This window comes from Streptomyces sp. NPDC059355 (genome assembly GCF_042752335.1).
Lineage (GTDB): Bacteria > Actinomycetota > Actinomycetes > Streptomycetales > Streptomycetaceae > Streptomyces.
The window spans coordinates 137353-149448 of record NZ_JBHYXN010000018.1 but is presented as its reverse complement, the minus strand read 5'-3'; the positions used below and the strand labels follow the sequence as shown (position 1 = coordinate 149448).

The window sequence follows — 12096 nt, the reverse complement described above, 5'->3', positions numbered from 1 at the left end:
CGCCACCAGGTACGACAAACTCGCAGTCCGCTACGAAGCGACCGTGCTGGTCGCAGCCATCAACGAATGGCTGTGACCAGCACTTTCACAACACGCCCTAGCTTGCCCGGAGGGGCCACGAGCGCCCCGGCCGGGACACGACAGAGAGGCGCCGCGCATGGACGGCATCGAGTACCGCGTCCTCCCGCTCCGGCTGGAGGCTTCGCCCGAGCCCGTGCCGGTGTTCGGGGCCTTCACGTACCGCCGGGACCGGCCCTACGAGCTGGCGCTCGACTTCCGGGGCGCCGGAATGCACCTGGCGCGCTGGGTGTTCTCCCGCGACCTGCTGCTCGACGGGGAGACCTGCGCGACGGGCGAGGGGGACATCCGGGTGTGGCCGCGGTGGCAGGGCGGGGAGCCGCGGGTCTTCCTCGCCTTCACCAACGGCGCGCAGAGCTGCGTCGTGTCCGCCCGGGCGAAGGACGTACGGGTGCTGTGCCGGCGGCTGGTCACTCTGGTGCCGCGGGGCGAGGAACGGCGGCACTACGACCTCGACGCCGAGCTGAGCACCCTCCTGCCCCGATAGGGTCCAATTTGGGATTATTTCTTTTGGTTTGATGCGGTCTGGGTGCAACCATGAGCCTGCCGGGGAGTGTCCTCAGCAGTGACACCGGTCCCCGCCTCTGAAGAATCAGGGGGACGTCATGAACCATCTCCGCCGCCGGCAGCTCGTGGCCCTCGCCACAGGTGCGCTGCTCACCGCCGGGATCACCCTCGCCGCGCCGGCCTCGGCCGCCGTCCGGCCCACGCCGCTCGTCGTGAACGCCCGCTGGGGCGGGCACTGCACGTACGACCGCATCGTCATCGACCTGCGGGGATACGTGCCCCAGGCCACCGTCACCCGCGTCCCGCGGCTGGTCCACGACGGGTCCGGCGCACCCGTCCCGCTGGCCGGGAAGCACTTCCTTCAGATCCGGCTGCATCCCGCCGCGGCGCACGACCGCGCGGGCGACAGCACGTACCGCGGGCCGAAGCTGGTCAAGATCCATCTGCCGCAGCTGAAGGGGCTCGCCCTGACCGGCGACTTCGAGGGTTACGTGACCTTCGGCGCCGCCTTCGAGGGCAGGCCCTCCTTCAGCTCCTTCAAGCTGCACGGGCCCGAGCGCTTCGTGCTGGACGTCGCGCACCGCAACGTGTGCCGATGAGGGCGGAGGGCGGGCGGGTGCCGCCGGGCACCCGCCGGCCAGACGGGACTTTGACGACACGACCTAGCGGTAGTCGGGGTTCGGGAAGTCGAAGCGGCAGCCGGCGTCCCACTCCGAGCGCTGGTTGCCGTGCGCCGGGATGCCGCCCCCGCGCTTGAGCAGGGCGGCCAGGTGCATGAGGTTCCAGGACATGAAGGTGGTGTTGCGGTTGGTGAAGTCGTTTTCGGGTCCGCCCGAACCGGGGTCGAGGTACGAGGGCCCGGGCCCGGCCTCGCCGATCCAGCCGGCGTCGGCCTGCGGCGGGATCGCGTAGCCGAGGTGCTGGAGGCTGTAGAGGACGTTCATCGCGCAGTGCTTCACGCCGTCCTCGTTGCCGGTGACGAGCGCGCCGCCGACGCGGCCGTAATAGGCGTACTGGCCCCGCTCGTTCAGGATCGAGGAGCAGGCGTAGAGCCGCTCGATGACCTGCTTCATCACGGAGCTGTTGTCGCCGAGCCAGATCGGGCCGCACAGCACGAGGATGTCGGCGTCCATGATCTGGCTGTAGAGGACGGGCCACTGGTCGCTTTCCCAGCCGTGCTCGGTCATGTCGGGCCAGACACCGGTGGCGATGTCGTGGTCGACGGCGCGGATGAGCGAGGTCCGGGCGCCGGCCGCCGCCATGACGGCGCGGCTCCGGTCGATCAGGCCCTCGGTGTTGCTGGTCTCGGGCGAGCGCTTGAGGGTGCAGTTGACGTAGACGGCGGTCAGGTCGGAGTAGTCGAAGTCGGCGGGCACGCCGCCAGCCTGCGCGGCGGCGGCCGGGGCCGCCAGCGGACGGCAGCCGTTCGGGCGTCCGGGCGTCCGGACCGGGGTTGGTGCAGGTCCGTCCGTCCGACTAGGGTCAGTGAGCCTTGGTGTTCGGGAAACCGGTGGGAAACCGGTGCGGCCCTCGCCACTGTGAACGGGAAGTCCGGCTCCACTCTCCCCCAGACTCCGTCCGGGAGGTGCCCCCATCGGGAAGCCACTGGGCGGCGCGGGAGGTTCCGCACCGCCCGGGAAGGCGGAGCCAGGGCATCAGCACCCGTGAGCCAGGAGACCGGCCGGGGCGCGTCGTCCATCCACGAGGTGCTGGAGAGGTCTCCCCACACATGCACATAGCCGAGGGGTTCCTGCCCCCGTTGCACGCGGTCGCCTGGGGCGCCGCGTCCGCTCCGTTCGTCGTCCACGGTGTCCGCGCCCTCACCCGTGAGGTGAAGGCGAACCCGGAGAGCACGCTGCTGCTCGGGGCGTCCGGAGCATTCACCTTCGTCCTGTCCGCGCTGAAGATCCCGTCCGTGACGGGCAGTTGCTCGCACCCCACGGGGACCGGACTCGGGGCGATCCTGTTCCGGCCGCCGGTCATGGCGGTGCTCGGCACGATCACCCTGCTCTTCCAGGCGCTGCTGCTGGCGCACGGCGGTCTGACCACCCTCGGCGCGAACGTCTTCTCGATGGCGATCGCCGGACCGTGGGCGGGGTACGGGGTCTACCTGCTGCTGAAGCGCTTCGGCGTCCCGCTGATGGCGACCGTCTTCTTCGGCGCCTTCTTCGCCGACCTGGTCACCTACTGCGTGACCTCCGTGCAGCTGGCGCTGGCCTTCCCGGACCCGGGTACCGGATTCCCCGGCGCGCTCGCGAAGTTCGGGGGCATCTTCGCCGTGACCCAGATCCCGCTCGCGGTGAGCGAGGGGCTGCTGACGGTGCTCGTGATGCGGCTGCTGATGCAGTCGAGCAAGTCGGACCTGGTCCGGCTGGGCGTGGCGAAGCTGAGCGGGCGCAGCGGGCAGAGCGAGCGGAAGGCGGCGCTCTGATGGGCATGAGCCGGAACACGAAGATCAACGGCCTGCTGCTGCTCCTGGTGGCGGCGCTGGCCGTACTGCCGATCGCGCTCGGGATGGGCGAGGGCAAGGAGGAGCCCTTCACGGGCGCCGACGCGCAGGCGGAGACGGCCATCACCGAGCTGAGGCCGGACTACGAGCCCTGGTTCTCGCCGCTGTACGAACCCCCCTCCGGGGAGGTGGAGTCGGCCCTGTTCGCCCTCCAGGCGGCCCTGGGCGCGGGCGTGCTCGCGTACTACTTCGGCGTCCGCCAGGGCCGCCGCCAGGGCGCCGCGCTCGCCGCCGCCGCGGGTGCTCCGGATACCGCCGGGGCGTCCGACACGGCCGCCGCGGAGTCGTAGGCGGTGCTGCCGATCGACGTGGCGGCGCACGGCAGCCGGTGGCGGCGCCGGCATCCGCTGGAGAAGGCCCTGCTGGGGCTCGGGCTGACGGTCACCGCCGTGTGCCTGCCGCCCTGGCCCGGCGGGCCGCTGGTCGCCGCCGCCACCCTCGCCGTGCTGCTCGGCCCGGCCGGCGTGGCCGGGCGGCAGCTGTGGCGGGCCTTCCGGATCCCGCTGGGCTTCTGCTTCACCGGCGCGCTGCCGCTCCTGGTCGCCGTCGGCGGCCCGGCCGGGTTCGTCTCGCTCGCACCCGACGGCCCCCGGCACGCCGCGGAGCTGCTCCTGCGGACCTCGGCGGCCTCCCTCGGCGTGCTGCTGTTCGCCTTCACCACACCCGTCTCGGACGTCCTGCCCCGGCTGGTCCGGGCCGGGGTCCCGGCGCCGGTGGTGGACGTGGCCCTGGTCATGTACCGCATCGGCTTCCTGCTGCTGGACTCCACGGCCCGGGTCCGGCGTGCCCAGGCGGCCCGCCTGGGCACCTCCGGGCGGGCCGCGGCGTGGCGTTCGCTGGCCGGGCTCGCCGCGACCTCCTTCGTACGGGCCTTCGACCGCGCGGCGCGGCTCCAGGAGGGGTTGGCCGGGCGCGGCTACGACGGCGCGCTGCGGGTCCTCGTACCGGAGGCGGCCCTGTCCTGGCGGTTCCTGGCGGCGTCCGGGGCCCTGCTGGCGGCCCTGATCACCCTGACTCTCACCCTGAAGGGGCTGTACCTGTGAACCCGTTGGTGGAACTGGCCGGCGCCGGATACGCGTACGAGGACGGCCCCGCGGTCCTGTCCGGCGTGGACTTCGCCATCGCCGAGGGCCGGGCGCTGGTCCTGCTGGGCCGCAACGGCAGCGGGAAGACCACGCTGATGCGGCTGCTGAGCGGGGGCCTGCGGCCCGGCACGGGCGCGCTGCGCCTCGACGGCGCGGCGGTCTCGTACGACCGGGCGGGTCTGACCCGGCTGCGCACGGCCGTGCAGCTGGTGGTCCAGGACCCGGACGACCAGCTGTTCGCGGCCTCGGTGGAGCAGGACGTGTCCTTCGGCCCGCTGAACCTGGGACTGGCGGCGGCCGAGGTGCGCGCCCGGGTGGATTCGGCGCTCGCCGCGCTGGACATCACGGCGCTGCGGGACCGCCCGACGCACCTGCTCTCGTACGGCCAGCGCAAGCGCGCGGCGATCGCGGGGGCCGTGGCGATGGCTCCGCGGGTGCTGATCCTGGACGAGCCGACGGCGGGCCTGGACCCGGACGGACAGGAGCGCCTGCTGGACGTTCTGGCGGGGCTGCGGGCGGCCGGCACCACGGTGGTGATGGCCACGCACGACGTGGACCTGGCGGTCCGCTGGGCCGACGACGCGGCGGTGCTGACCCCGTCGGGCATCCGCACCGGCCCGGCGCAGACCCTCCTCTCGGATCCGCAGCTCCTGACCACGGCAGGTCTGCGCCAGGCCTGGTCCCCGGCGGTGACGTCCCTCCTGCGGGCCCACGCGCTCCTGCCCCCGCATGTCCCGGGCCCGAAAAACCCGGAGGCCCTGGCCGCCTGGCAGTAGTGCCCGCCCCCGTTCGGCGCCGCGTCCCTAGGATGGCGGCATGTCGCTGCCGCATGCCATCCTCACCGCCCTGATGGAGAAGCCCTCGTCGGGGCTGGAGCTGACGCGGCGGTTCGACAGGTCGATCGGGTACTTCTGGTCCGCGACGCATCAGCAGATCTACCGCGAGCTCGGCCGGCTGGAGGAGGCCGGGCTGATCCGGGCGCTGCCCAGCGAGGTCCCCGTACGGGGACAGAAGAAGCAGTACGAGGTGCTGGACGCGGGCAGCGCGGAGCTGGCGCGGTGGGTCGGTGAGAGCCAGGACCCGAAGGCCATCCGGGATCCGCTGCTGCTGCGGATCCGGGCCGCGGCCGTGGTCGGGCCGCACGGGCTGGCCGCGGAGCTGCGGCGCCATCTGGAGCTGCACCGGCGGCAGCTGGCGGTCTACGAGGCGATCGAGGAGAGGGACTTCCCGCCGGGGCGGAACTCCGACGAGGACCGGCTGCGCCGGCTCGTGCTGCACGGCGGCACCGGCCTGGAGACGTTCTGGCTGCGCTGGCTGGAGGAGGCCCTGGCCGAGGTCGAGGACATGACCTGATCCGCCGTGGCAGCGCGGGCAGCGCGAAGCCCCCGCGTCGCCCGCCAGGGGGGCGGTGCGGGGGCTCGCAAGGGCTGGCTCTACTTGTTCAGGGAGGCCCAGAACTCGTCGAAGCTCATGCGGCCGTCGCCGTTCGCGTCCTTGGCGGCGATCACGGCGTCCGCGACGGAGCCGGTGACGAACGCGTCGCCCATCGCCTTCATGGCCGCGCTGTACTCGTCCGCCGTGACGAAGCCGTCACCGTCCGCGTCGAACTTGCCGAACGTCGCCCGCGCGCTCTCGATGTCAGCCACTGGGATCCACCCCTTCTCGGTGCTTGTTGACCGGCCAAGGGTAGCTGCACTCCCGCCCTGCTCCGTCCGGGGGCCGCGGCTAGCGGAAGATCCCCGTGTGGCCGAGCGAGTAGCGGCCCGGCTGGGGGTAGACGGCCAGGCCGTGGGGGCCGCCGCCCACCGGGATCTTGGCGAGCTGCTGCCCGGTCGTGGTGTCGATCGCGTAGACCTCGGAGTTGTAGCGTCCCGACAGCCACAGCACCTTGCCGTCGGCGGAGACGCCGCCCATGTCGGGGCTGCCGCCGTCCGGCAGCTCCCACTTCTTCGTGAGCTTGTTCTGCTTGAAGTCGAAGACGGAGATGCTGCCCTCGCCCCGGTTGGAGATGTACATCTCCCTGGAGTCGCGGCTCACGTAGAGACCGTGCGTGCCCTTCCCGGTGGGCAGCAGCTTGGGGATGTCGAACTTGTCCCCGCTGAGCACCCACATGCCGTGCGCCATCATGTCGGCGACGTAGAAGGTCTTCCCGTCCGGGGAGACCTTGACGTCCTGCGGCATGGCGCCCTCGAACGGCAGCTTCTGCTGGCCGACGACCTCCATCTTCTCGGTGTCGACCTTGAGCAGCTCGCCGGAGAACTCGCAGCTCACGATGAAGTACCGGCCGTCGGCGGAGAAGTCCGCGTGGTTGACCCCGAAGCAGGTCACCGGGACCGTCTTCACCCGGTTCATCGTGTGCGGATCACGGAAGACCAGCTCGCGGTCCATGGAGGCCATCACGATGGCGTACTTGCCGTTCGGCGTGAAGTACAGGTTGTAAGGGTCGTGCACCTCGACCGGCTCGCCCGCCTCGCCCGTGGCCGGGTTGATCGGGGTGAGCGTGTGACCGCGGTTGTTGTTGACCCACAGGGTCTTCATGTCCCAGGAGGGGACCACGTGCTGGGGCTGGATCCCGACCGGGATGGTGTCGATGACCTTGTAGGTCTTCGGGTCGATGACGGACACCGTGTTGGAGGTGGTGTTCGGTACGTAGACCCGCGACGGGAAGTCCTTGACCAGCGGCGAGAGGTTATTCGGTCGGTCGGCCGCGTACACGTCCTTCGGGTCGAGGAGCGGCGGCATGCCGGCCAGCCCGGGCGGTACGGCCGGGACGGCCTTGACGGGCGCGGGCTGCCGGGCCGGGGCCGCGGAGCCGAGCGCCTCGGCGGGCTCCTTGTCGGCCGATCCGCAGCCGGCCAGGGCGGCGAGGACCAGACCGGCCAGCAGCACGGTGGCCTTCCGGGGAAGGCGGGTGGTCGTCATGAGGTCAGCAGCTCCGTGGTGGTCACCGCGCGCAGCTTCCGGCGCGCGAGTTCTTCGAGGAGGGGCGGCATCGCGTCGACCGTGTCCGCGTAGCCGAAGTGCAGGCTCACCACCGATCCGCCGTGGATCGTCCCGGTGACGGTGCGGATGACGGCCGCGGCGCCGGGCGAGGTGAAGTCGAGTGAGTCCACGTCGTACGAGAGGACGTGCGGGTAGCCCGCCCGCCGGGCCAGCTCCTTGACCAGCGGGGTGGCGTACTGGGTCTGGGAGGGCCGGAACCAGGTGCCGATGGAGCCGGTGAGCCGTTTCAGCCGCTGCGCGCAGCCGGTGATCTCGGCGTAAGCCTCGGCCTCGGGCATGTCGTTGATCGCGAGGTGGCGCTGGGTGTGGTTGCCGAGCTCGTGGCCGCCGTCCAGGATCCGGCGGGCCATGTCCGGGTGGGCGTCGAGCCAGCTGCCGATCGCCAGTACGGTGACCCGCGCGCCCGCCCTTTCGGCCTCGGCCAGCACGGCCCGGGCGATGGAGGGGTCCCCGTTGCCGTGGAAGGTGAGGGCGACCCGGGGGCGGTCGCGCGGACCGTGCGCGATCTCGACGGGCTGGCCGGGGTACCGGCGCGGGGCGGCCGCGGCCCGGACGGGGGCGGGTTTCGCCGAGGCCGCCTCGGCCGGCGGGCCGGGGGGCGTACGGGCGTCCGTGCCGCATGCGGCGGTGAGGGCGCCGACGGCGGCCGCGGCCCCGGCGCGGAGGGCGGATCGGCGGTCCGGGTAGCAGAGCACCTGCCCATTTAAGGGGCGGATGCCGCAGAAGATAACGATTGACCCAATTTGGGACCTTCGTCGGAGTACACCCGAACGAGGGAGTCTCCGGCATTCGATCAATGAATCACACGGAGCGGTGGATAGTTATTCATCGATTGCGAGGCGAGTGGCCCACCTCACCTAGGATTTAGCCCGAAACTCTGAGTATTTGCACACTTATGTCCAGGTTGGGACTTTTGGCGTTTGGTCGCCCGTCTGCCATAGTCGGAATCACGGCTTCCCCATTGACCCGAGCGAAGTCGCCACGCCGAGGATCACACCCCCTTCGATCCTCGGCGCATCCATGAAGCCCCCACGAAGCCCCATCACGGCTGCCGGGGGCTTCAGGCATTCCAGGGGCGGGTGGCCGCGGGTGCCCTCGGACGCCCCACGCGGGGCGGTCTGCGGTCAGCGGTCCGCGACCCGCATCTCGAACCAGGTGATCTTGCCGCGCGGCAGCAGGTCGGCGCCCCAGCGGTCGGAGAGCTTGTCGACGAGGAAGAGCCCCCGCCCGGTGGTGTCCAGCTCGTGCACCGGCATCAGGCAGGGAAGCCCGCGCGAGGGGTCGCGCACCTCGACCCGGATCCAGCCGCGCCTGCGGTGCATCCGTAAGCCGAACGACCGGGCACCGGTGTGCCGCACCGCGTTGCCGACGAGCTCGGAGACCAGCAGGACGGTGTGCTCGGCCACCTGCGGGGAGAACCCCCAGAAGCGGATCACCACGTACTGGGCGAGCCGGCGGGCCTCACTCGCCGACTCCGGCATGGACGGCAGGTTCACTTCCCCCTCAGCCGGATTACCGTACAACTCCAGTGCTTTGAGGCCCTGTTCGTCCTCAAGAGCCGCCGTCAGCCGTACGGCGGAAGCGCTGTTGCGCTGCCGCGGCTGTTCCACACCCTCCAGGCCCGCCATGAACCCATCATGGACGGCCGACGCGCCCGCCCGGGCCGTTCCGCAGGAAAACGCCCCCCGGAATCATGGATTCCAAGGGGGCGTTCCGTCATATGCGCGGGGCAACCGGAGAGCCGTGGGACCACTCTGATCTGCGGTGACCCACCGCTCCCGGAAGATCACCGGGAGTGGATCTCCCTCACCCCTTAAGGATGCCTTAAGGCCTGGCTAATCCACCCCTAGGGAGGACCAACGGCTTTCCGGCTAGACGAACTTCGCCTTGCCCGGACCCTCCTCGACGAAGCTGCGCATGCCGCGCTCACGGTCTTCCGTGGCGAACAGGCCCGCGAACCAGTTGCGTTCGATGGTCAGACCCGTGTCGATGTCCGCCTCCAGGCCCGCGTCCACGCACTCCTTCGCGGCGCGCAGCGCGATCGCCGGGCCCTGGGCCAGCTTGGCGGCCCAGGCGTGCGCCTGCTCGTACACTTCGGCGGCGGGCACGACCCGGTCCACGAGGCCGAGGGCGAGCGCCTCGTCGGCCTTGACCATGCGGCCGGTGAAGATGAGGTCCTTGGCCTTGGACGGTCCGATCAGCCGGGACAGCCGCTGGGTGCCGCCGGCCCCCGGGATCAGGCCCAGCAGGATCTCGGGCTGACCGAGCTTCGCGTTGTCGGCGGCGATCCGGTAGTCGGCGCACAGTGCGAGCTCGCAGCCGCCGCCGAGGGCGTAGCCGGTGACGGCGGCGACGACAGGCTTGGGGATCCGCGCGACGGCGGTGAACGCGTCCTGGAGCGCGCGGGACCGGGCGACCATCGCCGCGTGGTCCATCGTCTGCATCTCCTTGATGTCCGCGCCGGCCGCGAATACCTTCTCGCCGCCGTAGATGATCACCGCGCGCACGTCGGCCCGGTCGGTGGCCTCCACCGCGAGCTCGCGCAGCCGGTCCTGGGTGGCGATGTCCAGGGCGTTCATGGGCGGGCGGTCCAGGCGGAGGGTGCCGACGCCTTCGGAGACTTCGAGAGAGAGGGTCATACGCGAAAGGTTAGCGGCGGTTAACGGCAAGTGGCCCGGTGCTGTGGGTCACAGCACCGGGCCACTCGACTACGCGCGGGGGAGGACTACTTGATCCACTCCGCCCAGTCCATGTTCCAGCCGTTGAGGCCGTTGTCCGGGGCGATCTGCTTGTCCTTGGAGTTCTTCACGATGACCACGTCGCCGATCAGCGACTCGTCGAAGAACCACGCGGCGGGCTGCTTGCCGTCGCCCGCACCGCGGACGTCCTTGAGGCCCACGCAGCCGTGGCTGACGTTCTCGGAGCCGAACGTGCCGGCGGAGGCCCAGTAGTTGCCGTGGACGAAGGTGCCCGACTGCGACAGGCGCATGGCGTGCGGAACGTCCGAGATGTCGTACTCGCCGCCGAAGCCGACGGTCGCGCCGTTCATCCGGGTCACCTTGTACTTCTCGCTGATGACCATCTGCCCGTTGTAGGTGGTCGTCGACGGGGCGCCCGCGGTGATCGGGAGGTCCTTGAGCACCTGGCCGTCACGGACGACCTGCATCGTGTGCTCGCTCGCGTCGACCGTGGAGACCTGCGAGCGGCCGATGGTGAAGGTGACCGTACGGGTCTGCTTGCCGTAGACGCCGGCGCGGCCTTCGACTCCGTCGAGGGCGATCTTCACGGTGACCTTGGTGCCGACGGCCCAGTACTTCTCGGGGCGGAAGTCGAGGCGGTCGTTGCCGAACCAGTGGCCCTCGACCGGGACGGACGGCTCGGCCGTCACCGTGATGGCCTTCTCGACGGCCTCGGTGTTGGTGATGCCGCGGGTGAAGTTGAACGACACCGGCATGCCCACGCCGACGGTCTCGCCGTCCTCGGGCGTGTAGTGGCCGACGAAGGTGTTCGTCGGGGTCAGGGTGGTGAAGGTGGTGTCCTTGGCGGACTCGCGGCCGGCCTCGTCCTTGGCGACGGCGTGCACCTTGTACTCGGTGGCGGCGGCCAGGTTGCGGGCGGGCTCCCAGCTCGCGGCGTCCGCGGCGAGCTTGCCCTCGACGGCGTTGCCCTTGGTGTCGGCGACGGTCACCGTGGTGAGCTTGCCGCCGGTGGTGGTTATCTTCAGGATGCCGCTGGTGGCGACCTCCTTGGCGCCGTCGTCCGGCTTGACGCTGACAACCGCCTTGGACGCCTCGGTGCCGGTCTTGCCACCTCCGCCGGCGCCGCTGTTGTCGCCGCCTCCCCCACCCGAGTTGCCGCCTCCGCTGCACGCGCTGGTGAGCAGCAGTGCCGCTCCGAGCAGGAGGGCCGGCAGGCCGGTGCGGCGGGCGCGGCCGCGTATCGGCTGCAGGTTCACTCTTCTTCTCCCCATGTCCCCCGCGCGCGGACTGTCGCGCGCATGTCGACAGGAAATCACACGGGGGGATCACGAAGAGAAACGGTCTTGTCACCGTTCCGTCCCAAGCGGGGGGAACGGGAGGCATCAGTCCTCCGTACCGGGTTTGGTGCCCCAGACGTAGACGGCGTCGCCCTCGTCCAGCAGGTTCCACAGCCGTTCGGCGTCCGGCACGGAGAGGTTGACGCAGCCGGCCGAGCCGCCGTGCGCGTAGAGGTCGCCGGGGCGGCCGTGCAGGGCCTGGCCCCCGTCGAAGAACTGGGCGTACGGCATGGGGGCGTTGTCGTACAGGGTGGACTCGTGGTCCTTGCTCCGCCAGTAGATCTCGTGCAGGCCGGGGCGGGTCTCCTGGTCGTCGCGGCCGGTGCGGATGGGCACGGGCGGGAAGACCACGCCGCTGCCGCGCTGCACCCACAGCAGCTGCCGGTCAAGGTCCACGCAGGTCACCCGGCCGGTGCGGACGGGGCAGGCGCCGTCGGCGTTGGGGCGGGCCCGGGCGGCCACGGCGACCATCGTGCGGTAGGTGGCGAGGCCGGGATAACCGTCCGCGGGTGTGATGCCGTTGGCGCTCTGGAAGGTGCGGACGGCCGCGCAGTCGGCCGGGGACTGCGTCCCGTCGACGGGGCGCCCGAGGTGGGCCTCGAGCTCGCGCTGGTAGGGCCCGGTGCCGGCCGTACAGGCGGGCTCGGGGGCGGTCGCCCCACGGGCGGACGCCGGGGCCGGTGCGGTGAGGGCGAGTACGGCGACGGCCAGGACGGCCGCGGCCGCACCTCGTACCGCGGGTACGAGCACGGGTGCGCCTGCGGTCATACGGGCCTCCTCGGGCCCGCCGGCCGGGCCGCCGGGGCCCAGCCAACCCCGACCGGAGCCGGGGGGCCCGCGCGGGTGCGCCGGTGGGGTGAGCGGGTCACCTCACCGGC

Annotated in this window: 15 protein-coding genes and 1 riboswitch; of the genes, 7 read left to right on the top strand and 8 right to left on the bottom strand. The window is 71.4% G+C overall.

The window, feature by feature from the left end:
* Positions 1-157 precede the first annotated feature (157 nt).
* Both ACFXGI_RS19265 and ACFXGI_RS19260 read left to right on the top strand, forming a co-directional pair.
* The gene (locus tag ACFXGI_RS19265; RefSeq protein ID WP_384707752.1) at positions 158-565 is read left to right on the top strand and encodes an SsgA family sporulation/cell division regulator; all 408 of its coding nucleotides are present in this window, start codon (positions 158-160) and stop codon (positions 563-565) included.
* A 118-nt stretch (positions 566-683) separates the two neighbouring features.
* Positions 684-1184 carry a hypothetical protein gene (locus ACFXGI_RS19260; RefSeq protein ID WP_384707749.1) on the top strand — a complete coding sequence of 167 codons (501 nt, stop codon included), beginning with the start codon at positions 684-686 and terminating at the stop codon, positions 1182-1184.
* Positions 1185-1247: 63 nt separating this feature from the next.
* Here the strand turns inward: ACFXGI_RS19260 and ACFXGI_RS19255 are convergent, their stop codons facing one another.
* Positions 1248-1961, bottom strand: a complete 714-nt coding sequence (locus ACFXGI_RS19255; protein WP_384707746.1) for a flavodoxin family protein — start codon at positions 1959-1961, stop codon at positions 1248-1250.
* Positions 1962-2061: 100 nt separating this feature from the next.
* Positions 2062-2286: riboswitch (cobalamin riboswitch) on the top strand.
* A gap of 28 nt (positions 2287-2314) precedes the next feature.
* Between ACFXGI_RS19255 and ACFXGI_RS19250 the strand changes: the two genes are divergently transcribed.
* Genes ACFXGI_RS19250 through ACFXGI_RS19230 form a run of 5 tightly spaced genes read left to right on the top strand, consistent with a single transcriptional unit; the run spans position 2315 to position 5532 of the window.
* On the top strand, positions 2315-3016 hold the full coding sequence (locus ACFXGI_RS19250) for an energy-coupling factor ABC transporter permease (protein WP_384707743.1): 702 nt from the start codon (positions 2315-2317) through the stop codon (positions 3014-3016).
* A gap of 5 nt (positions 3017-3021) precedes the next feature.
* Positions 3022-3384 (top strand): energy-coupling factor ABC transporter substrate-binding protein, encoded by a 363-nt coding sequence (locus ACFXGI_RS19245; protein WP_384707740.1) that lies wholly within the window; start codon positions 3022-3024, stop codon positions 3382-3384.
* Between the two features lie 3 nt (positions 3385-3387).
* Entirely contained in the window at positions 3388-4137 is a 750-nt protein-coding gene (gene cbiQ / locus ACFXGI_RS19240; protein ID WP_030857325.1) for a cobalt ECF transporter T component CbiQ, read from the top strand.
* Positions 4134-4955: an ATP-binding cassette domain-containing protein gene (locus tag ACFXGI_RS19235; protein ID WP_384707736.1), complete on the top strand. Its 822-nt coding sequence runs from the start codon at positions 4134-4136 to the stop codon at positions 4953-4955. The genes cbiQ and ACFXGI_RS19235 overlap by 4 nt, the downstream gene beginning before the upstream one ends.
* A 40-nt stretch (positions 4956-4995) precedes the next feature.
* Positions 4996-5532 carry a PadR family transcriptional regulator gene (locus tag ACFXGI_RS19230; protein ID WP_384707733.1) on the top strand — a complete coding sequence of 179 codons (537 nt, stop codon included), beginning with the start codon at positions 4996-4998 and terminating at the stop codon, positions 5530-5532.
* 80 nt (positions 5533-5612) lie between these two features.
* Here the strand turns inward: ACFXGI_RS19230 and ACFXGI_RS19225 are convergent, their stop codons facing one another.
* From ACFXGI_RS19225 to ACFXGI_RS19195, 7 genes are all read right to left on the bottom strand, one after another.
* The gene (locus ACFXGI_RS19225; RefSeq protein ID WP_384707729.1) at positions 5613-5825 is read right to left on the bottom strand and encodes an EF-hand domain-containing protein; all 213 of its coding nucleotides are present in this window, start codon (positions 5823-5825) and stop codon (positions 5613-5615) included.
* A 79-nt stretch (positions 5826-5904) separates the two neighbouring features.
* Entirely contained in the window at positions 5905-7101 is a 1197-nt protein-coding gene (locus ACFXGI_RS19220) for a YncE family protein (protein ID WP_384707726.1), read from the bottom strand.
* Positions 7098-7877, bottom strand: a complete 780-nt coding sequence (locus ACFXGI_RS19215; RefSeq protein WP_384707723.1) for a polysaccharide deacetylase family protein — start codon at positions 7875-7877, stop codon at positions 7098-7100. The genes ACFXGI_RS19220 and ACFXGI_RS19215 overlap by 4 nt, the downstream gene beginning before the upstream one ends.
* Positions 7878-8306: 429 nt before the next feature.
* Complete coding sequence (locus tag ACFXGI_RS19210) at positions 8307-8810, bottom strand: ATP-binding protein (RefSeq protein WP_384707720.1); 504 nt, start codon at positions 8808-8810, stop codon at positions 8307-8309.
* 243 nt (positions 8811-9053) lie between these two features.
* Positions 9054-9821: an enoyl-CoA hydratase/isomerase family protein gene (locus ACFXGI_RS19205; protein ID WP_030857311.1), complete on the bottom strand. Its 768-nt coding sequence runs from the start codon at positions 9819-9821 to the stop codon at positions 9054-9056.
* Positions 9822-9907: 86 nt separating this feature from the next.
* On the bottom strand, positions 9908-11152 hold the full coding sequence (locus ACFXGI_RS19200; RefSeq protein WP_384707717.1) for an Ig-like domain-containing protein: 1245 nt from the start codon (positions 11150-11152) through the stop codon (positions 9908-9910).
* A 111-nt stretch (positions 11153-11263) separates the two neighbouring features.
* On the bottom strand, positions 11264-11986 hold the full coding sequence (locus tag ACFXGI_RS19195; protein ID WP_384707714.1) for a L,D-transpeptidase family protein: 723 nt from the start codon (positions 11984-11986) through the stop codon (positions 11264-11266).
* Positions 11987-12096 lie beyond the last annotated feature (110 nt).